We start from the raw sequence: 25,918 nt of genomic DNA on the forward strand, positions 1-25,918 counted from the left end.
GATGGGTGCGGCGGTTCAGCAACCCTCGGGCGGAAACGGCCGCAGGCGGGGGCGGCGGCGTGGTCGCGCCCAGCCGATGGCCGAGATCAACGTGACGCCATTTGTAGATGTCATGCTTGTGCTGCTCATCATCTTCATGGTGGCGGCCCCGCTGTTGACCGTGGGGGTGCCCGTGGACCTGCCCAAGACGGCGGCCAGTGCCCTGCCGGGTGACAATGAGGAACCGCTGACCGTAACACTGACAGCAGACGGGCGGGTGCAGATCCAGACCACGGACGTCGCGCGTGCCGATCTGATCGGAAAACTCAGGGCCATTGCGGTTGAGCGAACCAGTGACCGGGTGTTCTTGCGGGCGGACGGCGCAATTCCCTACGCGCAGGTGATGCAGGTGATGGGGGCGCTGAATGCCGGCGGGTTTTCGAATGTGGGCCTTGTGACCGATTCCGGCGGGCCGACATTTGACGAAGGTGGAGAGTGAGGCCGCGCGGTGGATACCGGCACCAAGATCTCGGCGATTGCCCACGTAGGTCTGATCGGATGGGCGCTGTTTGGCGGCACGTTCCGGTCCGAACCTTTGCCTATGGCCGTTCAGGAGGTATCTGTGGTCACGGCTGAACAGTTTGCTGCGATGACTGCGCAACTTGACGCGCCCCAGGTTCCGTCGCCGCCCGCTGAATTGCAGCCGCCTGAAGAGCCCGAAGTGGCCAACGCCCCTGAACCGACACCCGAAGAACAACCAGAACCCGAGCCGATTGTCGCGTCCGAGCCCGAGCCTGATCCTTTGCCCGAGCCGGTGGAAGCCCCGCCCGAGCCGGAAGTGATCGAACAACCCCCGACGCTGGACCAACCTGATCCGGAAGTCGCTGCGTTGCCGACGCCGGGTCCGGAATCCCTGCCCAATTCCGCTGACAAGGTTGCGCCCGAGCCGGTGGCCCCGCCGCCGCCCGAGGCAAAACCGGATGACATCGAAACCCCCGCCGTATCCCTGGATGAAGGGGCCGAGACCCAGCAGGAGCAACAGGATCAGACCGCGCCCGAGGAAGCCACGGATCAGATCGTGACCGAGGCGGAAGAGACGCAGGAATTGTCGCCCCAGACTTCCCCGCGCCCCCGAACGCGTCCCAGCCGCCCGCAACCTCCGGCCGAACCCGTGGTGGCCGAAGCCCCGGAAGCCCCCGAAGAACCGGCGCAAAGTGACCAGCAGGCCATCGAGGATGCGCTGGCCGATGCGTTGGGACAGAATGACGAACCATCGGGGCCACCGCTGACCAGTGGTGAAAAGGACGCGATGCGGCTGGCGGTATCGAAATGCTGGAATGTCGGATCGTTGTCGACGGACGCCTTGCAGACAGTCGTTGTGGTCGGCTTTTCTCTGACCCCGGATGGTAAGGTTGTTGGCGGCAGCTTGCAGTTGCTCGACAGCTCAGGCGGCTCTTCAGGGGCTGCAAAACAGGCCTACGAGGCCGCTCGGCGCGCTATTTTGCGTTGCGGAGCCAAAGGATACGACCTGCCTGCTGACAAATACGCGCAGTGGCAGGATATTGAGATTACATTCAATCCCGAGAGGATGCGGATCAAATGATGAAACTTCTGACCAGCCTCTTTATTGGCCTGACGCTTCTGTCGGCGCCGGTTTTTGCACAAAGCGGGCCGCTGCGGTTGGAATTGGATCAGGGTATTATCGAACCCTTGCCCTTTGCCGTTCCAAATTTCGTACCGGACAGTCCTACCGCGGCGCAATACGCGCAGGACATCTCGCGCGTTGTTGCGGCGGATCTGACTGGCACCGGGCTGTTTCGCGAAATCTCATCGGATGCGTTCATCAGTCAGGTGACAAGCTTCGAGGCCCCGCTTCAGTTTGCGGACTGGAAGGCCATCAATGCCGAAGCGTTGGTGACGGGCGCGGTCAACGTGTCAGGCAAAAAGCTGACCGTCCGTTTCCGGGTCTGGGATGTTTTCTCGGGTCAGGAACTGGGCAGCGGGTTGCAGTTTGCAGGCACCACGGATGGCTGGCGGCGCATGGCGCATAAAGTGGCCGATCAGGTTTATAGCCGGGTGACAGGCGAGGGCGGATATTTCGACAGCCGGGTTGCGTTTGTGTCGGAAAGCGGCCCCAAGGACCAGCGCCTGAAACGGCTGGCGATCATGGATTACGACGGAGCCAATGTTCAGTATCTGACCGACAGCTCTGCCATCGTTCTGGCCCCGCGCTTTTCCCCTACCGGCGAGCAGTTGCTTTACACAAGTTACGAAAGCGGCAGCCCCCGGATTTACGTTCTGGACGTGGGCCGGGTCAAACGGCGTGAACTCAAGACGCAGGACGGCACGATGAGTTTCTCGCCGCGCTTCTCGCCGGATGGGCGCTCGATCGTCTATTCGCTGATTCAGGGCGGTAATACCGACCTTTGGAAGATGGACCTTGCGTCGGGCCAAAGCGTCCGCCTGACGAACACGCCCGCAATCGAAACCGCCCCCAGCTATTCGCCGGACGGTTCGCAGATCGTGTTCGAAAGCGACCGCTCGGGCACGCCGCAACTCTACATCATGCCCGCCGGCGGGGGTGAGCCGACGCGCATCAGTTTTGGGCAGGGCCGGTATGGCACGCCGGTCTGGTCGCCGCGTGGTGACCTGATCGCCTTCACCAAGCAGAACAAGGGCCGTTTCCACATCGGTGTCATGCGTACGGACGGCAGTGAAGAACGCTTGCTGACCTCGTCCTTCCTGGACGAAGGCCCCACATGGTCGCCCAATGGTCGCGTGATCATGTTCACCCGCGAGACCCAGGGCGCAAGCGGACGGGCGACGCTGTATTCGGTGGATATTTCGGGCCGGAACCTGCGCCCGGTCCGCACGCCGGATGGCGGCAGCGACCCGTCCTGGGGGCCTTTGCAGAATTGATCGGGTCAGCGGATCGGCAAAGTTCACATGAAACTCTGGCTGTGCTAAAGAGACGGCAATAAACAAACAAATCCACGAGGCACCTGAAATGAACGTATTGGGCAAAATCCTGGCCTTGGGCGCGCTGAGCGTGATCGCGGCCTGTACCAACAATGATCCATCGGCACTGGGCGGCGGCGCAGGCGGCAGCGGTTCGATCCTGCCGGGATCGCCAAGCGACCCACGCTCGCCTGCCTATTTCCAGCAAACGGTCGGGGACCGGGTGCTGTTCGAGGTCGACCAATCCACCCTGACCGCCCAGGCGCAGACCGTTCTGCAGGGGCAGGCCGACTGGCTGATGGCAAACCCGGATTTTGTGGCGATGATCGAAGGTCACGCCGACGAACAGGGCACACGCGAATACAACCTTGCGCTGGGCGCGCGCCGGGCGAACGCCGCGCGTGAATATCTGATCTCGCGGGGGGTGGCGGGTAGCCGTCTGACCACGGTCAGCTATGGCAAGGAACGCCCGATCGAGATTTGCAGCACCGAGGATTGCTATTCCAAGAACCGCCGCGCGGTGACGGTGCTGACCGGCTCAACACTGGGGTAAGATGATGCGAATTGCAGGATGGGTTCTGGCGGCGGTCGTGCTGAGCGCCGGCGTGGCAAAGGCGCAGGATCAGCAGACGCTGGCGGATATCCGGCAGGAACTGACAGTGCTGCACGTGGAAATCCAGCGCCTAAAGCGCGAGTTTTCGACCACCGGCTCCCCGGCTCCGAACCTGTCCGGCAGTTCCGTACTGGAACGCGTTGACGCCATCGAGGCCGAGTTACAGCGCCTGACCCGGCAGACTGAACAGCTGAACCAACGTATCCAGAGCGTTGTGACCGATGGCACCAATCGAATTGGCGATCTGGAATTCCGACTGGTCGAACTGGAAGGGGGCGATCTCAGCACGTTGGGCGAAACGTCGACCCTAGGTGGGGAAACCGCGACCGATGTCGCCGTCGCTCCTACGCCGATTGAGCCGACCAACTCGGGTCAGGGTGAACTTGCCGTGGGTGAACGCGCTGATTTTGATGCAGCGTCGCAGGCGCTGGCTGATGGTGACTTTCAGTCTGCCGCAGATGGATTCGCGCAATTCGACACCTCGTATCCCGGCAGTCCGCTTGCACCCGAGGCGCATCTGAAACGTGGCCAGGCGCTGGAAGGTCTGGGCGATACCCGGGAAGCCGCCCGGGCATTCCTGGCGAGCTTTACCGGTGATTCCGAAGGGGCCTTTGCCCCCGAAGCGCTGTTTGAACTGGGGGCCGCGCTGGGGCGATTGGGACAAACCGATCAGGCCTGTATCACGTTGGGCGAGGTTGGGGTGCGTTTCCCATCCTCCAGCACGGTCTCGGACGCCACGCAGGAAATGGCGTCTCTGGGTTGTTCTTGACCCGAAGTGCAGCTTCTCTGACAGCTCAGATCCGCGAGCGACTGCCGAAAACACTGCCGCGCCGTATCGGTGTGGCGGTTTCGGGCGGCGGCGACTCGGTTGCGCTGATGCATCTTCTGCATGGCATAGCACAGGCTGAAGGGGTGACAGTTCTGGCAGCAACCGTGAATCATGGCCTGCGGCCTGAAGCAGCGGCCGAGGCAGAAACGGTGGCCGCGCAGGCAGGAAGCCTTGGGCTGTCGCATGATACTCTGGTCTGGCAAGGGTGGGGTGGCAGCGGAAACCTGCAGGATCAGGCCCGTCAGGCGCGTTACGCGTTGCTGACGGAATGGGCCGGTCGCAATGGGGTGGAGGCCATTGCCCTTGGGCACACGGCAGACGATCAGGCCGAAACCGTTCTGATGAGGCTGGCGCGCGCGGCCGGCGTCACCGGCCTGTCATCGATGCCGTCTGTTCGCGCACGAGACGGGGTTTTGCTGCTTCGACCGATGCTGGATATCTCGCGTCAGGAACTGCGCACTTATCTACGCGAGATCGGCGCTGATTGGATCGAGGACCCGTCGAATCACGATACCCGATTTGACCGGATCAAGGTGCGGCAGGCTCTGGCAAGCCTTGAACCAATTGGCATCACCGCGCAGTCTCTGGCCCGGGTGGCTGAAAATCTTGCACAAGCCCGTGATGCTTTGGCGCGGTATACGCAGGAATCCGCGCGCAAGATCACCGAAGTGAAAGACGGCGCTGTCTGCATTGATCCCGCAGGCTTTGCGGCGTTGCCGCGCGAGATCCAGCGCCGCCTTCTGGTCGCAACCATCAACTGGATCGCGGGAGAGGGGTATCCGCCGCGCCAGTCAAATGTGGATCAGGCGCTGGAAGCATTATTGAATCGCCGGACCAGCACCATCGGAGGCTGTCTGGTCTTCACAGAACGCGATAATGCGTGGATTTGCAGGGAACTAAAGGCGCTTCAGGGTGTAACGGCCGCGTGTAACCAGCCTTGGGACCGACGCTGGGTGGTGTCCGGCCCCACAATTCCAGATGCCGAAATCCGCGCGCTGGGCGAGGACGGGCTGAAACAACTGCTGGATTGGCGTGAAGCACGCTTGCCCCGGCGCGCACTGATGTCCACGCCTGCGGTCTGGACAGGCGATACGGTCGTGTCTGCCCCGCTTTCCGGATCTCCAAATGGCTGGCATGCCGAAATGATGCCAAATTGGCCCGAGTTTTATGCTATGATTTTATCGCATTGAACCTGCCACAATCCTCTCTATTTTAAGGAGCAAGCGGCGGATCCTCACCTGCCGAAATCTGTTGGGAGATTTTTCTTGGGCAACGCTCGTAATATCGCTTTCTGGGTCGTTCTTTTTCTGCTGATCCTGGCATTGTTTAATCTGTTCAGCGGACCGGGCGGTTCGCTTCAGAATAACGAAAGAACCTATTCCGACTTTGTCAGCGCTGTTGAGGGTGGCGAAGTCAAGAATGTGACACTGGACGGCGAGCAGATTCGCTATACCACGCAAAGTGGTGCCAGCTATGTCACCATCAAGCCCGGCGATGCCGAAGTCACCAAACTGCTGATCGACAAGAACATCCCCGTGCGCGCTGAAAAGCAGCAACAGTCGGGTTTCCAGTCGTTCCTGATCACACTGCTGCCCTTCCTGCTGCTGATCGGTGTCTGGGTCTATTTCATGAACCGGATGCAGGGCGGCGGCAAAGGCGGCGCGATGGGCTTTGGCAAGTCGAAGGCCAAGATGCTGACAGAAAAGCATGGCCGCGTGACATTTGACGACGTGGCGGGGATCGACGAGGCGAAGGAAGAACTGGAAGAGATTGTCGAGTTTCTGCGCAACCCGCAGAAATTCTCACGTCTTGGCGGCAAGATCCCGAAAGGCGCGCTGCTGGTTGGCCCTCCGGGTACCGGTAAAACGCTGCTGGCCCGCGCGATTGCGGGTGAGGCGGGCGTGCCGTTCTTCACCATCTCGGGTTCAGACTTCGTTGAAATGTTCGTGGGTGTCGGCGCGTCCCGTGTGCGCGACATGTTCGAGCAGGCCAAGAAAAACGCGCCCTGTATCGTCTTCATTGACGAAATCGACGCCGTGGGTCGCCATCGTGGCGCCGGTTATGGCGGTGGTAACGACGAACGCGAACAAACCCTCAACCAGTTGCTGGTCGAGATGGACGGGTTCGAGGCCAACGAAGGCGTGATCATTCTTGCGGCCACCAACCGTAAAGACGTTCTGGACCCCGCGCTGCTGCGTCCGGGCCGTTTCGACCGTCAGGTCACTGTGGGTAATCCGGACATCAAAGGCCGTGAGAAGATCCTGGGTGTCCACGCCCGCAAGACGCCTCTGGGCCCCGATGTCGACCTGCGTATCATTGCACGCGGTACGCCGGGTTTCTCGGGTGCTGATCTGGCGAACCTCGTGAACGAGGCCGCACTGATGGCCGCCCGTGTGGGCCGCCGCTTTGTCACCATGGAAGATTTCGAGAATGCGAAAGACAAGGTGATGATGGGGGCCGAGCGCCGCTCGATGGTTCTGACACAGGACCAGAAGGAAAAGACCGCTTATCACGAGGCCGGTCACGCCGTGGTCGGCCTGACCCTGCCGCTGTGCGATCCGGTCTACAAGGCGACGATCATCCCGCGCGGTGGTGCGCTGGGTATGGTGGTTTCGCTGCCGGAAATGGACCGCCTGAACTATCACCGCGATGAGTGTGAGCAGAAGCTGGCCATGACCATGGCGGGCAAAGCCGCCGAGGTGATCAAATACGGTGAAGACCATGTGTCGAACGGTCCGGCCGGTGACATCATGCAGGCCAGCCAGCTGGCGCGCGCCATGGTGATGCGCTGGGGCATGTCCGACAAGGTCGGCAATATCGACTATGCCGAGGCGCATGAGGGGTATTCAGGCAACACGGCCGGATTCTCGGTTTCCGCCCACACCAAGGAACTGATCGAGGAAGAGGTGAAGCGCCTGATTCAGCAGGGTTATGAGCGCGCGCTCGAAATCCTGCACGAGAACGGTGAAAGCTGGGAACGCCTGGCACAGGGCTTGCTGGAATACGAAACGCTGACAGGTGACGAGATAAAGCGCGTCATGAACGGCGAATCGCCCGGCGAGGGGGATGACGAAGGCGACAACACCGACGAGGGTAGCGCGCCCAGTGTCACCGCGATCCCGAAAACCAAGGTCAAGAAGTCTCCGCCCGAAGGCGGGATGGAGCCGGAACCCTCGGCATAACAAACGGACCCGGGCAATGTCCCGGGTCTTTTTTCTTTCCAATCACCTGAAACTGGGTTTCTGTGCCGCGTTATCGCACACAGCCTGAAAGGGGTGACATGCCCGTATTGCGCCAAACCGAATACACCGCCGAAGTTATCTGGCTGGGGCACGTTCCTGCCGGCAATAGCATTCGGGCCAAGTCGGTCGAGAGGCTGGATCTGGATTTCGCGGGTGATCCCGGCGCGCGGCACGAAGGTGTGAACCGGGCCTCCTGCGTTCGCATGACAAACCTGTATCCAAAGGGAACGGAAATTCGAAATGTCCGGCAGTTGTCGGTATTGTCAGCCGAAGAACTGGACGAGATTGCCGCCGGGATGAGCCTGACCCGGCTGGACCCGTCCTATCTGGGCGCCAGCCTGGTGTTGCGCGGAATTCCCGATTTCACCCATGTGCCGCCAAGTTCCCGTCTGCAGGCCGCAAATGGCCTGACGCTAACGATCGATATGGAAAACCGCCCCTGTATCATTCCGGGACGCGAGGTGGAAGCCGACCTGCCGGGACATGGCCCTGCCTTCAAACCGGCGGCGCAGGGGCGCAGGGGCGTGACCGCCTGGGTCGAACGTCCGGGTCAATTGAAGCTGGGTGACAGCATGAAACTATTCGTGCCGGATCAGCGGGCCTGGGCACCTTCCGGTACCGGCGTTTCCGATTAGAAACGCGGTAAACACCCCGACGCCGTTTCGCGGCACAATTATGTCGGAATCCATAGCCATCCGTTTTGTACACGACGGTATGGATTGCACAGCGCCGACGCTCAGCGTCGGTTTTGCACGGCATTCAACCAGGGACCCTGCCCAATGAGCTACAAATCCGACATCGAAATCGCCCGCGAAGCGAACAAGAAGCCGATTCAGGAAATCGGCGCTAAAATCGGCATCGAGTCCGCAGACCTGCTGCCATACGGTCACGACAAAGCAAAGGTCAGCCAGGACTTCATCAACGCGGTGCAGGACCGTGAAGATGGCAAGCTGATCCTGGTGACCGCGATCAACCCAACCCCGGCAGGTGAAGGCAAAACCACTACCACCGTTGGTCTGGGCGACGGCCTGAACCGCATCGGCAAGAATGCGATGATCTGTATCCGCGAAGCCTCGCTGGGCCCGAACTTCGGGATGAAGGGCGGCGCTGCAGGTGGCGGTTACGCGCAGATTGTTCCGATGGAGGAAATGAACCTTCACTTCACCGGTGACTTCCACGCCATCACCTCGGCTCACTCGCTGCTGTCGGCCATGATCGACAACCACATCTACTGGGGCAACGAGCAGGCCATCGACATGCGCCGCGTCGTGTGGCGCCGCGTGGTCGACATGAACGACCGTGCCCTGCGTCAGATCACCTGCTCGCTGGGCGGTGTCTCGAACGGTTTCCCGCGTGAAGCAGGCTATGACATCACGGTGGCGTCTGAAGTCATGGCGATCCTGTGCCTGGCCAACGATCTGAAGGACTTGGAAAAGCGCCTGGGCGACATCATCGTCGCTTACCGTCGCGACAAGACGCCGGTCTACTGCCGCGACATCAAGGCTGAAGGCGCAATGACCGTTCTGCTGAAGGACGCCATGCAGCCGAACCTGGTGCAGACGCTGGAAAACAACCCGGCCTTCGTTCACGGCGGTCCTTTCGCGAACATCGCGCATGGCTGTAACTCGGTCATCGCCACCAAGACCGCTCTGAAAGTCGCCGACTATGTCGTGACCGAAGCGGGCTTTGGTGCCGATCTGGGTGCCGAAAAGTTCATGAACATCAAATGCCGCAAGGCAGGCATTGCGCCGTCTGCCGTCGTGCTGGTTGCCACCGTGCGCGCGATGAAGATGAACGGCGGCGTTGCCAAGGCCGATCTGGGTGCCGAGAATGTTGATGCCGTCAAGTCGGGCTGTGCCAACCTGGGCCGCCATATCGAGAACGTGAAGTCTTTCGGTGTGCCGGTCGTCGTCGCGATCAACCACTTCGTCACCGACACCGACGCCGAAGTGCAGGCCGTCAAAGACTATTGCGCCGAGCACGGGGTTGAAGCGGTTTTGTCGCGTCACTGGGAACTGGGTTCGGAAGGATCCGAGAATCTGGCCAAAAAGGTTGTGGAACTTGCCGATGCCGGTACCGCGAACTTTGCACCGATCTACCCGGACGACATGCCGCTGTTCGAAAAAATCGAGACCATCGCCAAGCGCATCTACCGTGCTGACGAGGTACTGGCTGATTCCAAGATCCGCAATCAGCTGAAAGAGTGGGAAGCCGCCGGTTATGGCAACCTGCCGGTCTGCATGGCAAAAACTCAGTATTCGTTCTCGACCGATCCGTCCCTGCGTGGCGCACCCACCGGCCACTCGGTTCCGGTGCGCGAGGTTCGCCTGTCCGCGGGTGCCGGTTTCATCGTGGTTGTCTGTGGTGAGATCATGACCATGCCCGGTCTGCCGCGCAAACCCGCCGCAGAAACCATCTGCCTCAATGACGCAGGTGAGATCGAGGGCTTGTTCTAAGCCGCTGAATGAGACATCTCGTGGTCCGGGGAATCCCCGGGCCATGAGGAGATTGCGATGCCCACTCTGACACTGCCGCAAGACTGTCTTTCCATGCAGGAATTGCGGGTTCAGATCGACAAGCTGGACCGCCAACTGATTGAGATGTTGGTGACGCGCGCAACTTACATTGACCGCGCGTCCGAGCTGAAGCCGGGCGAGGGTCTTCCGGCCCGAATTCCTGAGCGAGTTGAAGATGTGGTGCAAAAGGTACGTGTGAGCTCGGACAGACTGGGCATGGACCCTGATCTTGCCGAAGATCTGTGGCGTATCTTGATTGATTGGTCGATTGCACGCGAAGAATGTGTGCTCGGCCCCGACTGAATGACCGGGCGCTTCTGGCGCCCGATCCGCTTTTGAAAGAAGGGATCAAAGGATGGTAGCTCAAGTCATCGACGGCAAGGCCTTTGCGGCCAAAGTCCGCGCGCAGGTGGCCGATCAGGTTGCAAAGCTGAAAGAGGAAAACGGCATCACGCCCGGCCTGGCCGTGGTTCTGGTGGGCGAGGATCCGGCCAGTCAGGTCTATGTCCGTTCAAAGGGCAAAATGACCGTCGAAGTCGGCATGAACTCGTACGAGCACAAGCTGGATGCCGAGACCTCGGAGGCAGACCTGCTGGCGTTGATCGACAAGCTGAACAACGATCCCGCCGTGCACGGGATTCTGGTTCAGCTTCCGCTGCCCAAGCATCTGAACGAGGATCTTGTGATCAACTCGATCGACCCGGCCAAGGACGTGGATGGGTTCCATATCTCGAATGTGGGCCTGTTGGGTACCGGTCAGAAGTCGATGGTGCCCTGCACCCCGCTGGGTTGCCTGATGATGCTGCGCGACCACCATGGGTCACTGTCGGGTATGGATGCTGTTGTGATCGGCCGGTCGAACATCGTCGGCAAGCCGATGGCGCAACTGTTGCTGGGTGACAGCTGCACCGTGACCATCGCGCATTCGCGCACCAAGGACCTGCCGGACGTCGTGCGCCGCGCCGATATCGTGGTTGCCGCCGTGGGCCGCCCCGAGATGGTGCCGGGCGACTGGATCAAGGAAGGGGCGACCGTGATCGATGTGGGCATCAACCGGATCGAGCGCGACGGCAAGAACAAGCTGGTCGGAGACGTCGACTATGCCAGTGCGGCCGAACGCGCCGGTGCGATCACGCCGGTTCCGGGCGGCGTTGGCCCGATGACCATCGCTTGCTTGCTGGCCAACACGCTGACAGCGTGCTGCCGCGCGAACGGTTTACCTGAACCCGAGGGTCTGACCGCCTGATCGCGAAAGATTCCGCGCAATTTAAGCGCGCAACCGATGCTTTGGAACGGCCGGGCAGGGGAAACCTTCCCGGCCGTTTCCTCATTGAGAGACAACATTAATTTTGAATAAACGGGTTTGAATGTGATCAAATCGGTGATAAGTTATTAAATCCAGTTGGTTAAATGCGAAATGCATGCCGCTCGAAGTGATTGTAACGGACCTCAGCGGATTGCCCGTCGGAACAATATGAAGTCAAAACTGAACCTGATCATAGCCGCTTGCACCCTTCAACGCGTGGTGGCTGGATTGGTTTTCGTTCCGCTGCTGGCTTACACTTTTCCACCTTTTTTGGACGTCGCATTGCCGTTCGGCATGCGATTGACATTCTGGGCCGGTGTCATGGCACTGGCAATCGCCGCGACATGGCTTTCCAGAAAGTTCATCTATGAACATCTGTCTCAGGACTATCTTTCGGCCCGAGACGTTGTCTTCTCTGCCGTCATCCTGATCCTGTTTACACCGGCATTGTGGCTTTTGGCCTGGCTGCTGTTCACGATTGGCGGACAGGAAGCCCCAGGTGCGCTGGCGGTCTTACCTTACGGGGTGCTGTTCTCGACCGGCCTGATTCTGGTCGGCCGGACGGAACCCGGACATCCAAAGCCGACCGGAGTGCCAGAGCAGATGCCGCGTCTGGTCAGACGTCTTCCGGCGGGTTTTCAGGGCCGGATCTATCGTCTGACGGTTCGGGATCACAATGTGGATGTCGTCACCTCTGAGGGTACGTTTACCATTCGATCGCGTTTTACGGATGCGATCGACGAGATGGAGCCGATCCCCGGTCATTGCACACACCGATCCCATTGGGTGACTGATGATGCAATTGTCAGCACCGAACGGACCGACGGAAAGACTTTCGTCCGGCTGCGTAACGGCGACCTTGTGCCGGTCAGCCGAAAATACAGACCCATGTTGGAACAGGACGGGCTGATCTGAACTAGCGCGGCATGGGAATGATCTGTGGCTGTGGCCCGGTCAGAATGGCTTTGGCCTGTTTGTCCATCAAGCCGGCCAAGGCCGCGTCGGTACTGCGCAGACCGCCCGTAAACGTACCGTAGGCCGGCATTATCAAACGCGCCTGATCCAGCAGGAACGCCGGCCGGGTGATGGACCGGCCACGCACGCGTAAGCTCGCCTTGGGGTGGTAGTGGCCCGAAACCTCGGCCCGGCCAGAGGGTTCGGCGATGTGGCGGAATACCAACGGTCCAAAGGAGCACTCGGACAAATGCGTTCCGCCCAGTTCGACAGGTCCGGGATCGTGGTTGCCTTCGATCCAGATCCAGTCCCGGCCGGCCTGCAGGGTGACGATCTGCAATTGATGGTCCGGGATCAATGACTGTGCGGCGTCCAGATCGTCGAAGCTGTCACCCAGGCAAATGACCGTCTCGGCGCGGGTGTGGTGCAGGTCCGCCGCCAGCCGCGTCAGCGTGTCCTGTGTGTCATAGGGCGGCAGCGCGGCCCCGCCGCGCCGGGCCATCCGCTCGGACTTGCCCAGATGCAGGTCGGACACGCACAGCAATTTCCGATCGGGCCACCACAACGCCCCGGACCCCAAAGCGTGCAGGGATAGACCGGCAAAGGTAAACAACAGGCTGTTCATGATCCGTTCTTTGCCTTTTTCCCGACCCAAGGCAAGCGGATTAACCGCTCTCTAACCCCGCAGCCTGCAAAAGCCGCGCGCTTTCCTCGGCCAATAGCCGTTCTTCGGCGGCCCCTTTGACGGGCACTTTGCCGACCTCAAGAAACAGCGGCGCGGCCAGGGGGGAAACTCTGTCCAGCCGAAGAAGATCGATGCGGTCGCCGATGCGCGCAATCATTTCCTCGATCCGTCCGAAATCTACCAGACCGCGCATGGCCTCTTCGCGTGTGATCTGCATCAGCAGGTGGTCCGGGTCATATTTCAGCAGCGTGTCATAAAGTATGTCAGACGAGAACGTTGCCTGCCGCCCGCTCTTGCGCTGGCCGCCGGTGTTCCGTTCGATCAGCCCCGCGATTGTCGCCGAGGCGCGAAAGGTACGCTTCATCACCGCGTTGCCCGCCAGCCATGTCTCGAGCCCCGCCCGCAATGCTCTGTGTTCGAACAGGGGGCGCGGGTCGGTCACCGCATCCAGACCCCAGATCAGCGTGGCATAGTCGGTGGCGACAAAGCCCAATGGTGCCAGCCCGGTTTCCTCCATCCGCTTGGTCAGCAGCAGGCCCAGCGTTTGCTGGGCGTTTCGCCCGGCAAATCCGTAGACACACAGATTTTCGCGCCCGTCATTGGGAAAGCTTTCGATCAGCAGCCTGTCGCGTTGGGGCAGTCGGGACATGTTGCGTTGCAGGGCCAGCCACTCGGCGGTGTGCGGCGGCAATTGCGGCCAGTCGTCCTGGGCAAACATCCGCAGGATGCGGTCGCTCAACTGCGTGGAAGTGGCAAATTTCGTACCAGAAAACGTTGCGATCTTTGGCTTGCGATCAGCGCGGCGACTGACCTCGACCACCATTTCGCGCAGGCCTTCATAGCGGACGATTTGCCCGCCGATCAGAAAGGTATCACCCTGCGTCAGCGAAGCGGCAAAGCCCTCTTCGACCTCACCCAGGGGTTTGCCGCCCCGGTTGCGTTTCAGGCGCACTTTCAGGGTGTCGGTATCCTGAATCGTGCCCAGATTCATACGGATGCGCTGCGCCGCGCGCGGGTCGCGCAGTTGCCAACGGCCATCGGGGCGTTGCTGCAGTCGTTGCCAGCGGTCATAGGCGCGCAGGGCGTATCCCCCAGTGGCACAGAACTCCAGACAGGCGTCGAACTCCAGGCGCGACAGTTGGGCAAAAGGCCCTGCCATCGTCATTTCCGCATAAAGGTCGTCCGCATCGAACGGCCCTGTGGCGGCGGCAATCAGAATGTGCTGGCACAACACGTCCCTTGGGCCGCGCCCGCGCGGTTCGCCATCCAGATCATGCGCCTGGACGGCTTCAAGCGCTGCAACGCATTCAACAACCTCGAACCGGTTGGCAGGCACCAGCAAAGCCTTGGAGGGGGCGTTGTATCGATGATTGGCGCGACCAATGCGTTGCACCAGTCGCTTGACGTTCTTGGGCGCGCCGATCTGGATCACCAGATCCACATCACCCCAGTCGATGCCCAGATCCAGGCTGCCGGTACAGACAATGGCGCGCAACTCTCCGCGCACCATTGCGGCTTCAACCCTTTCGCGTTGCTGCCGGTCCAGACTGCCATGATGAATGCCGATGGGCAGACCCTCGTCATTTGCGAGCCACAGGTTGTGAAAGAAGATTTCCGCCTGTGCGCGGGTGTTGTGAAAGATCAGTGTCGTCTTGTGAAGCCGGACCTGCTCTAGCACGGCCGGAATGGCATAGGCCGCGCCGCCGCCGGACCATGGTGGCATCTCGGTTGTTTCCAGCATCGAGATATCCGGGTCAGGGCCGGGGTCGGCCTGAATGATCCGGCAGGTGCCAGGGTGGCGGGCAAGAAACCGGGCGATGGCATCGGGGTCTTCGACAGTTGCCGACAGGCCCACGCGGCGTAGGGCAGGGCACAGGCTTTGCAGGCGCGCCAGTGCCAGCATCAACTGATCGCCGCGTTTGCTTTCGGAAAGTGCGTGAATCTCGTCCACGATCACCCGCTGCACGCCTTTGAACATGCGCGGCGCGTCCTCGTACGAGGTCAGCAGCGCCAGACTTTCGGGCGTCGTCAGCAGGATATGCGGCGGATCCACGCGCTGGCGTTTTTTTTGCGTGGCCGAGGTATCGCCCGTCCGGTCTTCGATCCGGATCGGCAGGCCGATTTCGTCTGCCGGGCCGCGCAGATTTCGCCGGATATCGGCCGCCAGCGCCTTGAGCGGCGAGACATAGAGTGTGTGCAGGCCCTCATGCGCGCCATCGGCCAGTTCCGCCAGCGTCGGCAGGAAGCCGGCCATGGTCTTGCCGCCACCTGTGGGTGCGATCAGCAATGTCGCCGGGTCCTGTGCCCGGTCGAACATGTCCTGCTGATGCGGATGGATGGACCAGCCTTTGGCTGAAAACCAGTCGGTGATCCGGGCGGGAATCTGCGTCATTTGCGCAGATTAACCGCCCTCGCGCCTGATTGGCACGGCGTTATTTGACGATTTTCTCGTCCTTGACGAACATGTTTGCCCAGGCCCGGTCGATCAGGTCGGGGCTCATCTGATAAGGGATGCCTTCGAATTCGCAGATTGCGATCATCTGATCGATCAGGAAGATCGGCTGATAGTTCGCATAGATGTTGTTGATCGTGGGGTATTTGACCTTCAACAGATGCACCAGCGCGGCCTCGTCCAGCGGCATGCCGCGTTTGCGGGCAACCATGGCGAAGATTTTCAGGAAGTTTTCCTGGTTCGGACCGTCGATCTTGATCTTGAAGAAGATCCGGCGCAGGGCGGCCTGGTCAAAGATCTCGTTCGGGTGGAAGTTGGTCGAGAAGATGACCAGCGTGTCAAAGGGAACTTCGAACTTTTCACCCGATTGAAGGCCAAGGATGTCCTTGTTTTCTTCCAGCGGAACGATCCAGCGGTTGACCAGCGCCTGAGGCGGTTCCGCCTGACGGCCAAGGTCGTCGACAATGAAGATGCCGCCCGTCGATTTCAACTGCAGCGGCGCCTGATAGGTGCGCGCGGTCGGGTTGTAGACCAGATCCAGCATGCTGAGTGACAGTTCGCCCCCGGTCACAACCGTCGGGCGCTCGCACTGAACATAGCGCGAGTCGAACCGTTTGCGGCGGCGCAGGCTGTTGGGGTCATCGGGTTCCTGTTCGATCGCGGTATGGACGATCGGGTCATAGACGGTGATCACCTGCCCGGCATATTCGATGGCCCAGGGCACATAGACATTGTCCCCCAACGCGTCGCGGATACCGTTCGAGATCGAGGATTTACCATTGCCCGGCGGTCCATACATCAGGATCGACCGGCCGGCGCTGACCGCCGGGCCCAAATGGTCAAGCAGGCTGTCGGGCAGAACCAGATGACCCATCGCACCGGTCAGTTGCTCACGCGTAACCTGAATGTTGCGAATCGACTGGCGCTTGACCTGCTCGCGATACACGTCCAGCGGTACTGGCATGGCGCCGAAATACTCCGACTGGCTCAACGCGTCCAACGCACGTGCCTTTCCCGCATCGGTCAGTTGGTACCCCATTTCGTTGCCGCTGTTGGCGTTCAGGGTGCCGGTCGCCTCAAGCAGTTTCTGATCGCGGGTGATATCGACCAGTTCCTGCGTAACGGAACCCGGAAGACAGATGGCTGCGGCGATCTCGGACACGGTGTCGACGTTCTTGCGAAAGATCGTCTTGAGCAAAATGTCCCGCATCATCACCAGCGGAAGCTGCATTTCACCCAGCCCCTTTGGGGCGGGGGGGGCCATAACGGAAGTGGTCTGCATATTCATGAGCGTGGCTCGTCTATCCCGGTTTCACGTCAACCGGCCCTGAACGGGCCGCTTGCGGAAAATTTGGCCCGCCTTTGTGGCAGGACCAAGGCGGGGGCAAGGCGCGCTGATGATAGTTCACGAACCGTAAACAGTTCCCAAAATCAGATACATGGCCAAAGCGCCTGCCAGGGCCAGACCCATTGGAAATTGCCGGCCACGGTCCCAGCTTTCCCAATGCGGTGCAATACTTCGCAGACGGGTGTTCTTGGCCAGACGATGGGTTGCCACGGCGGCCAGAAGGGTCGCTGTAAGAACGGCCAACAGGATAAAAGCGTCGGCAAACCAGACGAAAGGAGAGGCTGCAGCAAGGAACTTGGCGTCTCCCGCACCCATGACCCCTGCCGCGTTCAGGACGATGCCAACAAGCAGAACAATGACAATATGCAGCAGTTGCCACAGATAGAGGGGCAAAGTGACGGATAGGGGGCCAATACTCCCGCTTAACCACTCCTGCGACCACGGCGGCAGGACAAACAGGCCGATGACGGCATATACTATCGCCAGCGCCAGAACCGCGTGATTCTTGATCCGCATTTCACGCATATCAGTGAAAGCGACGTAAAAGCAGATTGGCAGCACAAATGGCAGGAACCACGCAGCTGCAACCGCAGGGATATGCATCAATCAGGCTTCCTCGAGCGCACGCAGCGAACGGACGGCTTCGTCGAAATGTTGCGGGTGGGTGGCAATGGCTTCGCGGAACAGGTTCTTGGCCGTATTCACATCCCCTTGCTTGACCGCCGAGATCCCCATCGTATTCAGCAACTGGGCGCGCTCGACCTGGGTCATCGGAATGACCGGCATGGTGTAGTTTCTCTGGGCCGATCTGGCCAGGACAAGGTTGTTCTTGGCGGTGAACAGGGATTTGTCGTGCCGGATCGCTTCAGTAAACAGGCGTTCGGCCTCGGCATACTGGCCGCGTGTCAGCTTTGAATAACCCCAGTTGTTCATCACACTGCCCGGGCGCGTCGTCAGGCCCACGGCGGTTTCGTAGAAATGATCTGCCCGCTTCCAGCTTTCCTGCGAATCCGCCACCAACGCCTCGAGACGATAGCGCTTGAATGTCTCAAATGTGGGTGGGACTGAATCCAGCACAGCCTCGGCCTCTTTCCAGTTGCCGCCGCGAACCAGCGCGTCGGCATACTCGACTTTGTCCGCGTTGGTCGAGCCTTTCATGCCTGTGACCTTCTTCCAGGCAGCAGAAGCTTCGGTTGTGCGTTTGGCGCGTGACAGAGATATCGCCAGACCCCGCTGCAGGTCGATGCGATCAGGGTTCTTGGTGGCCGCATTGTGGAAATATGTGACCGCCTCGTTCGGGTCGGCCGCGCTCAGCAACACGTCATTCAGATTGGTTTCATCAATGACGTTTACTTCCTGAAATGTACGCTCGACCTTTTCTTCTTCGGTCTCTTTGGCGCATGCCGATACAATCAATCCGCATATGACGATCGACGGAATCAAGAATTGTTGGCGCATTTTTGCGTCCTTTACTGCTCTTGCCTCTGGTTACGGGAGCTTGCGAAGCGTAAATTGCCCGTCGCCTTGCTGCTCCAGCGTATATTCTTGTTCTTGTGAGGTATTATTATCAGGATTTTCCATTTTTGCGAGTGCTAACCGCAGATTGTCGCGAATTGCGTCACTTTCGCCATTGTCCAGCGCATAGGCGCGCTGAAACACCTGGGCCGCTTCCGGATATTGCCCGGTTTCCATCAGCAGAACGCCCAGATTGTTCCAGGCCACCGGCCAATCGGTATCATCCTTGACGGCCCGTCTCAGCAGGGTTTCGGCTTGGCCAAGGCGCTTCAGGCCCAGATTTGCCGTGCCCATTGATGTCAGGATTTGCGGCGTCATCCCCTGTTCCAGAGCGGCGCGGGTAAAGGACTTGAGCGCCAGTTCGTACTCGCCGGCGGCCATCAAGCGGTTACCAACCTCAATTTCGTCTTCGGCCTGTCCCCCGCGGTCAATGCCCGGAGCCTCCAGATCGCCGGAACGATCGGTCTCTGTGCAAGAGGCCACCATGGCGAAAACCAGGGTGACCTGAAAGATGCGGCGGAGCCCGGTCCGGGCGCAGCATCGAAATGGGTTCATCAGGTTACTACCGGCCGAAAGTCGAAATAACGTTTGCCGAAGGCCCGACAAGAATAACCAGCAAAGGCGGAACTGTCAGTCCCATTGTGACAAGCGTCATTTTGGTTGGCAGCTTGTTCGCAGCCTCTTCCGCGCGCATGACGCGCTTGTCGCGCATCTCGCCCGCATACACCCGCAGAGCTTCTGCAATCGATGTACCAAAGGTCGCCGACTGGATCATCACTGTGACGAACGAGTTGACGTCCTGCACGCCACAACGGGTGCCAAAGTCACGCAGGACGGTATCCTTGTCCTTACCCGCTTTCATTTCGTAAGCGACGATCTCGAACTCCTGCGAAATGTCGGGGTACGAGGCTTTCATTTCGTTTGACACCCGGACTATGGCCTGATCGAGGGACTGACCGGCCTCCACACAGACCAGCATCAGGTCAAGCGTGTCGGGAAAGGCTTGCGTAATCTTCTCTTTCCGCTCTTCGATGCGGCGCGTGATCCAGTATTTGGGGATCATGTAGCCGACACCGCCGGGCACCAGCACGCGCACCAGAATTTGCTGGGTGGTGAACTCCTGCGTTCCCGCGAACACCGTTACCAGCAGAACGCCGACAATGATGCCGATGATCCCAAGGGAGAACTGTGCAAAGTGGAAAAACCGCACCGCGTCCTTGGTCTGGTACCCTGCCTGCCGCAGCTTGAGCTGCATTGCCGACAGTTCTTCCTGATCTTTCGGTTCCAGAAAGGTCGCGAATTTTTCAAGCTGCTCGTTCCGACCGGCGTTCCGCAACTGGTCTTTCTTGGCCTTCTTTTCCTTCTTGGGCGCGGCATTCGAACGCTGCAGCTTTTTGAGCGGATCCTCGGGCTGGTTCAGCATCAGAGGGATAGTGACCAGGATCATGAACAACCCCAGAACACCGACCACGATCAGTGGTCCGAACTCGCCCAGATGCTCGGTCAGCAAGTCATTGATGCGGGTCAGGAATTCCATTGCCGTGCCCTCAAACCTTGATGTTGGTGATGATTTTCATGACGATCAAGTTCAGCGTCAGCGTGATGCCAACAAAGAAACACATCGGAATGAACCAGGGATGGTCGAGAACGCCGTCATAATAACCGGGATCCTTGACCAGTATGAAAGCCAGACAGCCCAGCGGGAAGGCCGACAGGAATTTACCGGACCACTGTGCCTCGGCCGTGATCGCCTTGACGCGGCGAAACAGGCGGAATCGGGCACGGATAACCTGTGCAAGACCGGCCAGAATCTCTGCGAGGTTACCGCCGGATTGCTGCTGGATGCCCACGGCAACCGCCAAAAACCGCAAATCCTGCATGTCCAGACGTTCGGCCATGTCTTTCAAGGCTTCGCCAACGTCGCGGCCATAGGCGCATTCATCGGCGATGACGCCAAACTCGGTTCCCAGCGGGTCCTGAACCTCGGAAGCAACAACCTGAATCGTTGAGACGAAGGGGTTGCCGACACGCAGCGAGCGAACCATCAGTTCCACGGCTTCGGGCAATTGTTCTTCGATCATGCCCATGCGTTTCTTGGCCTTTTGGTTCACCCACGCATAAACGCTGCCAACACCGATTGCGACGGAAATTGCCGCCCGTAAGGCGGTATCGGTGGCTGTGCCGATGCTAAGCCCCATGAACGCGACCCCGGATACAAGGCACATGATCATGATCAATTGCCGGGGCGAAAACGCAATCGCCGCCTTCTGCGCCTTGTCGGCCAGAAGGGAATAGAGCGGGATGCTCTGCGATTTCATATGCTGCTGCATTTCCTTGCGCAGCTGTTCCAGAACCTGTTCACGCCCGACACCTTTGTCGAGCATGTCGAGGCGGCGGTTTACCCGGCTGTTAAGGCTGATGGATTTGCCGAACGCGACCAGGTAGATACCTTCGACCAGGGCCAGAACGCCCACGAAGATCGCGACATAGATCAATGCCTCCATAGGCAGTTGCATATCCTTGATCTCCTACATTGTGGTTGGGTCGTAAATGGACGCGGGCAGGTCAAAGCCCCACAGGCGGAAGCGCTCGGAGTAGTGGCTGCGCACGCCGGTTGCGGTGAAGTGACCGATAATCTTGTTGTCAGGTGTCAGGCCAACACGTTGAAAACGAAAGATTTCCTGCATGGAAATCACATCGCCTTCCATCCCGGTGATCTCGGTGATCGATGTCATGCGGCGCGAACCGTCCTGCAAGCGGCTGGCCTGTACGATCAGGTTCACAGCGCTGGCAATCTGGCTGCGCACGGCCTTGATCGGCATCTCGATCCCGGCCATCGCGATCATGTTTTCCAGGCGCGAGATCCCGTCGCGGGCTGAGTTGGCGTGGATCGTAGTCATTGACCCGTCGTGGCCAGTGTTCATGGCCTGCAACATGTCGATCACCTCGGCACCACGCGTCTCACCCACGATGATACGGTCGGGGCGCATCCGCAGGGCGTTTTTGAGACAGTCGCGCGGGCTGACTTCGCCTTTGCCTTCCACGTTGGGCGGACGACTTTCCATCCGGCCCACATGGGTCTGCTGCAGCTGAAGTTCCGCTGTATCTTCGATCGTCAGGATGCGTTCGGCGTCGTCAATGAAGCTGGACAGGGCGTTCAGGGTGGTCGTTTTACCGGAACCAGTACCGCCCGAGACGATAACGTTCAGGCGCGTAGACACCGCAGCTTGAAGATAGGCAGCCATTTCTTCGCTGAACGCACCGAAATTGACCAGATCATCGATGCCCAGCTTGTCCTTTTTGAACTTACGAATAGATACCAGAGATCCGTCCACCGCAATCGGCGGCACCATGGCGTTGAAACGCGATCCGTCAGCAAGACGGGCGTCAACATAAGGGTTAGATTCATCGACCCGGCGACCCACGGCGGACACGATCTTGTCGATGATCCGCATCAGGTGCTTTTCGTCCTTGAAGGTGATGTCGCTGAGTTGCAGCTTGCCGTCGCGTTCTACGAAGATCTGCTGCGGACCGTTCACCAGAATGTCGTTGACCGTGTCATCCTGCAGCAAGGTTTCCAAAGGCCCAAGCCCGGTGACCTCGTCATAAAGTTCCTTGTTGAGCTGCGAACGGTCTTCGCGGTTCAGAACGATGTTGCGCGATTCGAGAACTTCGCTGGCAATGGCACTGATCTCAGCCCGAAGCTCAGCCTCGGCGGCTGATTCCAGCGCCGAGAGGTTCAGGTTTTCAAGCAATTCGCGATGCAGATCGATCTTGATTTCACTCAAGCGTTCCTTGCGCTTGCGGTCACGGTCGGAAGATGAGGCCTCGGCGGCCTTTTTTTGCACCGGTTTGCGGACAACCGCCGTTGTGGCAGAGGCAGGAGCGTTTGCCGCGGCCGGGGCGGCCTCGGGGGCTTTGGCCGCAGTCTTGACCGGCTGCGCATCAGGCTGCTTCTTGTATCTCGAAAACATGACGGCTGTCCCCTTGAGAAGTTGTTACGCGGCTTCCGCGTTGCTCGAGCCCAGGCTGTGAAGCGACTTGGCCAGTTTGGCGATTTCCCGCCGCAGTGGGTTCTTGGCGGCAGATTTTGCAAGCGGCAGGCCGTGATCGCCGGCTTGCAGCACCGGTTTGCCACCTTCGGGCAGCTGCAGATCGATGGAGATTCCCAGGCTTTCGCCCATGCGCTTGACCCGGCCCTTGCCGTTCAGATCCGTGAATTTTGGCGCCCGGTTCAATGCAAAGCGCAGCTTGTTGAACGGCAGCTCCTCGGCCTGCAAGGCACGCTTCAGGCGCAGCGCGTTCTGGGCGGACCGCATATCCAGCTCGATCAGTGCAAAATAGACATGCGCCGCCGCCAGCACCGTTTCGGACCAGTGCACCAGCGTTTTTGGCATATCCACGACCACATAGTCGAAATGCTTGCGCGCGGTGTCGATGACGCGCTGAATATCCTCAGGCGTAATCAGGTCCAGCGGTACAATGTCGGAAGGCGAGGTCAGAACCTGCAGTTTTTCTTCATATGTCTGCAGCGCCTGGGAAAAAACATCGTCGTCCATGGACGCCGTGTCCGACAGCATTTCAAACACTGTCTCGCGACGCGGCAGGTCCAGATAGGTGGAAACTGTTCCAAATTGCAGATCCAGGTCAATCAGGCACACGGTCGGTGCTTCTTTGTCCGAAACCGTAGCCAGTTCCCAGGCAAGATTGACCGCCAGAGTGGTCGAGCCTACGCCTCCGGCCAGGCCGTGCACCACAAACAGCGCGCCTTCTTTTGATTCGCCCTGGGTCAGGGGGACTGCCGCCGCCTGGGGCGCGGCAACCGGATCGGGCTGTTTCATGCGCTCGATGGCCTCCTGCAACTCGCCTTCGGGCAGCGGGTAGGGGACAAATTCATCGGCACCTTTGCGCAGCAGCTGATGCAGAGACGCAGGTGTGACATCTTCGGCGATCAGAACAACTTTGATTTTCTTGTCCTTGGCGCGGGTGATGATTTCACCCATCAGCGTCAGGTTGTCTTCGTCTTCCCCGTCGATTGCAAGTGCCACAAATTCAAGAGAATCTGCCTCGGGCTGGCTGAAAAAAGCCAGTGCCTCAGCAAATCCAAGATCGCCCCAGCGTTCACCCAGCGCAACTTCCATGTCTTCGATCAACAGATCGAAATTCTGGACATCACGGCTGATTGTGCAGGCCAGAATGGCGTTATTTTCGTCTTGCGGCGTGGCGCTTGTCATTAACACAATCCTCGTAGTGAGGGCTTGGCAAATCTTACAAACACAAGCGGTCTGGTCGGATTGGCTGTCGCCCCGATGCGGTCAAATCTGGCCGCAGGTCACCCAATTGTTGACAACGTCTCTTGGAAGTTGGGCGAGAATTGGGCGTAAAAGAACAAATTGTAGGGAATTGGGCGACGATGCCGCCCAATTGTGCTTTATTGTTCTTGTGTGGTGCCAACGCTGGTCTGGGATGCCAGACCCGAGGGCGGAATGGCGCTTTCCACGTAGCTGCGATAGATAACCTCGGCGTATTTGCCGTCCAGCAAGTTGGGGTGGTTATCTACAAATCCGGACACTTCGGTCACGGTACGCCGGTTGCGGCGGTCGCGATTCGGTGTGTCGATCAAAGGACGTGACTTGCCGAAAGAAACCACAGCTTCAAGCCGCGACCGGGAAACGCCCTGATTGACCAGGAATGCGACCGCTGAGTTTGCGCGACGCTGTCCCAGGCTTTGGTTATAGGACGCGGAACCGACCCTGTCGGTGTGACCATAGACCCGGAACCGGGCTTCGGGGAATTGCTTGATCCAGGCCGCCTGCTGCGCCAGGATCCGCTGCGCCGAAGCATCCAGTTGCGAACTGTTGAAGGCAAAGTTGATCTGGGTTGGAACCTCTGCCGCAAACCGCTGAGCCAGGATCTGGGCATAGGACAACTCACCGTTCATCACCTGGATATTGTTGAGAGTTGCGTTGCCGAAAGCGCCCGAATCAATTTCGTATCCCGCTTCCCGTGTACAGCCTGCGACAGCGACCGACAGACATAGTGTCATCATCCACTTTTGCATGGGTCCTATCCTCCTCATCAATCCAGGACGTAGCCGTAAGAGCTGCCATAGCCCTGTTTGGCCACTTCTGTTGCGGCACCTGCACCGGCACGTGTTGTCCGGGCGGTCTTGCCATTCACGAACAGATCGAATTCGCTGGGCGGTTTGACCCGATCGGTGGGCAGAGCCAGGGCTTCACCTCGCGTCGGCGACACAAGATGTGCGGTGATGATAATAACCAGTTCGCTTTGTTCGCGCTGATATTCTGCGCTGCGGAACAGGGCGCCCAGGACCGGTACGTCGCCAAGCCACGGGATCTGGTTGTTCAGGTCGGCAAAGTTGTCCTGGATCAGCCCGGCGATGGCAAAGCTCTCACCGTCGCGCAGTTCAACCGTCGTGCTGGTCTGGCGTGTGATAAAGCTTGGAACGTTGTCGCCATTGATCGTGAAGTTCGAGCTGTTATCGATCGCCGAGACGGACGCGGCCATCTCCAGATTGATCAGCTCGCCGTCGACAACACGCGGGATGAAGTCGATTTCGACACCGAAGGCCTTGTATTCAATGGTAACGACACCATCGTCCTGCGGAACCGGGATGGGTACTTCACCGCCGGCCAGGAATGTCGCTTCTTGCCCGGACAGTGCAGACAGGTTGGGTTCAGCCAGGCTGCGGGCCAGGCCTTTGGCCTCAAGGGCCTCCAGCAACAGGCGAACCTGGGTCGAACCTGCGCCAAATCCAAACAGGATGGCACCCGTGTTGGACTGCACGGCGGGAATGTTGTTGCTCAGTGCGTTCTGCAATGCCAGCGAGTTGTTCAGCGTGTTGATACCGCCGGTCACATCGCCGCCACCGAAGCCCAGCGATGCTGACAGGCTCTTGGCGACCGAGCGGTTCATCTCTGCAAAGCGGACTTTCAGCATGACCTGCTGCACGCCGCCAACGCTCATAAGGTTCGAAACGCGATCCGGGGCATAACGTTCCGCCAGTTCCAGCGCGCGGGCCAGCTTTGCTGAGCTGGACACGGTGCCGGACAGCACGATGCCGTCATTTGCCGTACGCACCTCGACCCGCTCATCGGGCAGGATCTGGCGCAGCCTTTCCTTGAATTCGGTCACATCTGGTGCCACGCGAACGCGAACGTTCGTGATCAGATTGCCGACGCCATCGAACAACGTCAGCGTTGTGATGCCAGGAGCCTTACCAAGAACATAGATCGTGCGGTCCGAAAGCGACGAGATGTCGGCGATGCCCGCGTTGGCGATGCTCAGTTCTGCGAACGGCTCTTCACTCTCAACAACAATTGCGCGATTCATAGGGACATCCAGCGTTTCCGCCGTGCCCTTTTTCACCACGCGAAGATTCTGCGCCCAGGCGGCATCGCCGACCGGGCTCACAACAAGCGCCAACCCCAGCAGGGTTGCGCTGATCCAGGAACGTATTGTCATGTGACCTGCCTCTCCGATCACGCCTCGTTTTTGGGT

At 59.5% G+C, this 25,918-nt stretch carries 24 protein-coding genes; 12 read left to right on the top strand and 12 right to left on the bottom strand.

Annotated features, from left to right (window positions below; all coding sequences use genetic code 11):
• Position 1 precedes the first annotated feature (1 nt).
• The 12 genes from tolR to AC2FIR_RS07515 all read left to right on the top strand — a co-directional run bounded on the left by tolR (position 2) and on the right by AC2FIR_RS07515 (position 12,358).
• Positions 2–478 carry a protein TolR gene (tolR, locus tag AC2FIR_RS07460; protein WP_170613318.1) on the top strand — a complete coding sequence of 159 codons (477 nt, stop codon included), beginning with the start codon at positions 2–4 and terminating at the stop codon, positions 476–478.
• 9 nt (positions 479–487) lie between these two features.
• Positions 488–1,582, top strand: a complete 1,095-nt coding sequence (gene tolA, locus AC2FIR_RS07465) for a cell envelope integrity protein TolA (protein WP_496715440.1) — start codon at positions 488–490, stop codon at positions 1,580–1,582.
• Positions 1,579–2,898, top strand: coding sequence for a Tol-Pal system beta propeller repeat protein TolB (tolB, locus tag AC2FIR_RS07470; RefSeq protein WP_170613314.1), 1,320 nt, complete (start codon positions 1,579–1,581; stop codon positions 2,896–2,898). The genes tolA and tolB overlap by 4 nt, the downstream gene beginning before the upstream one ends.
• Before the next feature lie 88 nt (positions 2,899–2,986).
• On the top strand, positions 2,987–3,490 hold the full coding sequence (pal, locus tag AC2FIR_RS07475; RefSeq protein WP_170613312.1) for a peptidoglycan-associated lipoprotein Pal: 504 nt from the start codon (positions 2,987–2,989) through the stop codon (positions 3,488–3,490).
• A 4-nt stretch (positions 3,491–3,494) separates the two neighbouring features.
• Complete coding sequence (gene ybgF / locus AC2FIR_RS07480) at positions 3,495–4,319, top strand: tol-pal system protein YbgF (protein ID WP_170613778.1); 825 nt, start codon at positions 3,495–3,497, stop codon at positions 4,317–4,319.
• A complete protein-coding gene (gene tilS, locus AC2FIR_RS07485) occupies positions 4,316–5,569 on the top strand; it encodes a tRNA lysidine(34) synthetase TilS (RefSeq protein ID WP_170613310.1) in 1,254 nt (417 codons plus the stop codon). Before ybgF ends, tilS begins: the two co-directional genes overlap by 4 nt.
• Before the next feature lie 75 nt (positions 5,570–5,644).
• Positions 5,645–7,561 (top strand): ATP-dependent zinc metalloprotease FtsH, encoded by a 1,917-nt coding sequence (ftsH, locus tag AC2FIR_RS07490; protein ID WP_170613308.1) that lies wholly within the window; start codon positions 5,645–5,647, stop codon positions 7,559–7,561.
• A gap of 98 nt (positions 7,562–7,659) precedes the next feature.
• A complete protein-coding gene (locus AC2FIR_RS07495; protein WP_480911492.1) occupies positions 7,660–8,256 on the top strand; it encodes an MOSC domain-containing protein in 597 nt (198 codons plus the stop codon).
• A 144-nt stretch (positions 8,257–8,400) separates the two neighbouring features.
• The gene (locus AC2FIR_RS07500; protein ID WP_496715439.1) at positions 8,401–10,077 is read left to right on the top strand and encodes a formate--tetrahydrofolate ligase; all 1,677 of its coding nucleotides are present in this window, start codon (positions 8,401–8,403) and stop codon (positions 10,075–10,077) included.
• Between the two features lie 57 nt (positions 10,078–10,134).
• Positions 10,135–10,440 (top strand): chorismate mutase, encoded by a 306-nt coding sequence (locus tag AC2FIR_RS07505; protein WP_496715438.1) that lies wholly within the window; start codon positions 10,135–10,137, stop codon positions 10,438–10,440.
• Between the two features lie 52 nt (positions 10,441–10,492).
• Positions 10,493–11,383 carry a bifunctional methylenetetrahydrofolate dehydrogenase/methenyltetrahydrofolate cyclohydrolase FolD gene (folD, locus tag AC2FIR_RS07510; protein ID WP_170613300.1) on the top strand — a complete coding sequence of 297 codons (891 nt, stop codon included), beginning with the start codon at positions 10,493–10,495 and terminating at the stop codon, positions 11,381–11,383.
• A gap of 228 nt (positions 11,384–11,611) precedes the next feature.
• Entirely contained in the window at positions 11,612–12,358 is a 747-nt protein-coding gene (locus AC2FIR_RS07515; protein WP_170613298.1) for a LytTR family DNA-binding domain-containing protein, read from the top strand.
• A gap of 1 nt (position 12,359) precedes the next feature.
• On the opposite strand, the gene pdeM is transcribed toward AC2FIR_RS07515, so the two are convergent.
• From pdeM to AC2FIR_RS07575, 12 genes are all read right to left on the bottom strand, one after another.
• A complete protein-coding gene (gene pdeM, locus AC2FIR_RS07520; protein WP_170613296.1) occupies positions 12,360–13,022 on the bottom strand; it encodes a ligase-associated DNA damage response endonuclease PdeM in 663 nt (220 codons plus the stop codon).
• Positions 13,023–13,062: 40 nt separating this feature from the next.
• The gene (locus AC2FIR_RS07525) at positions 13,063–15,474 is read right to left on the bottom strand and encodes a ligase-associated DNA damage response DEXH box helicase (protein ID WP_496762095.1); all 2,412 of its coding nucleotides are present in this window, start codon (positions 15,472–15,474) and stop codon (positions 13,063–13,065) included.
• A gap of 40 nt (positions 15,475–15,514) precedes the next feature.
• A complete protein-coding gene (locus tag AC2FIR_RS07530) occupies positions 15,515–16,822 on the bottom strand; it encodes a DUF8689 domain-containing protein (protein WP_170613292.1) in 1,308 nt (435 codons plus the stop codon).
• Positions 16,823–16,939: 117 nt separating this feature from the next.
• Positions 16,940–17,485, bottom strand: a complete 546-nt coding sequence (locus tag AC2FIR_RS07535; protein ID WP_496715550.1) for a prepilin peptidase — start codon at positions 17,483–17,485, stop codon at positions 16,940–16,942.
• A gap of 3 nt (positions 17,486–17,488) precedes the next feature.
• Positions 17,489–18,340 (bottom strand): tetratricopeptide repeat protein, encoded by an 852-nt coding sequence (locus tag AC2FIR_RS07540; protein WP_170678150.1) that lies wholly within the window; start codon positions 18,338–18,340, stop codon positions 17,489–17,491.
• Between the two features lie 30 nt (positions 18,341–18,370).
• Complete coding sequence (locus AC2FIR_RS07545) at positions 18,371–18,952, bottom strand: tetratricopeptide repeat protein (RefSeq protein ID WP_170816791.1); 582 nt, start codon at positions 18,950–18,952, stop codon at positions 18,371–18,373.
• Positions 18,953–18,959: 7 nt separating this feature from the next.
• On the bottom strand, positions 18,960–19,934 hold the full coding sequence (locus AC2FIR_RS07550; RefSeq protein WP_170613286.1) for a type II secretion system F family protein: 975 nt from the start codon (positions 19,932–19,934) through the stop codon (positions 18,960–18,962).
• 10 nt (positions 19,935–19,944) lie between these two features.
• Positions 19,945–20,913 (bottom strand): type II secretion system F family protein, encoded by a 969-nt coding sequence (locus AC2FIR_RS07555; protein ID WP_170613284.1) that lies wholly within the window; start codon positions 20,911–20,913, stop codon positions 19,945–19,947.
• A 12-nt stretch (positions 20,914–20,925) separates the two neighbouring features.
• Positions 20,926–22,371, bottom strand: a complete 1,446-nt coding sequence (locus AC2FIR_RS07560) for a TadA family conjugal transfer-associated ATPase (protein WP_170613282.1) — start codon at positions 22,369–22,371, stop codon at positions 20,926–20,928.
• Positions 22,372–22,395: 24 nt separating this feature from the next.
• Positions 22,396–23,631 (bottom strand): CpaE/TadZ family protein, encoded by a 1,236-nt coding sequence (locus AC2FIR_RS07565; protein WP_170613280.1) that lies wholly within the window; start codon positions 23,629–23,631, stop codon positions 22,396–22,398.
• Positions 23,632–23,828: 197 nt separating this feature from the next.
• Positions 23,829–24,458 (bottom strand): OmpA family protein, encoded by a 630-nt coding sequence (locus AC2FIR_RS07570; protein ID WP_170613278.1) that lies wholly within the window; start codon positions 24,456–24,458, stop codon positions 23,829–23,831.
• Between the two features lie 17 nt (positions 24,459–24,475).
• A complete protein-coding gene (locus AC2FIR_RS07575; RefSeq protein WP_170613276.1) occupies positions 24,476–25,882 on the bottom strand; it encodes a type II and III secretion system protein family protein in 1,407 nt (468 codons plus the stop codon).
• Between the last annotated feature and the right edge of the window lie 36 nt (positions 25,883–25,918).

The organism is Ruegeria sp. CDSB136 (assembly GCF_059610965.1).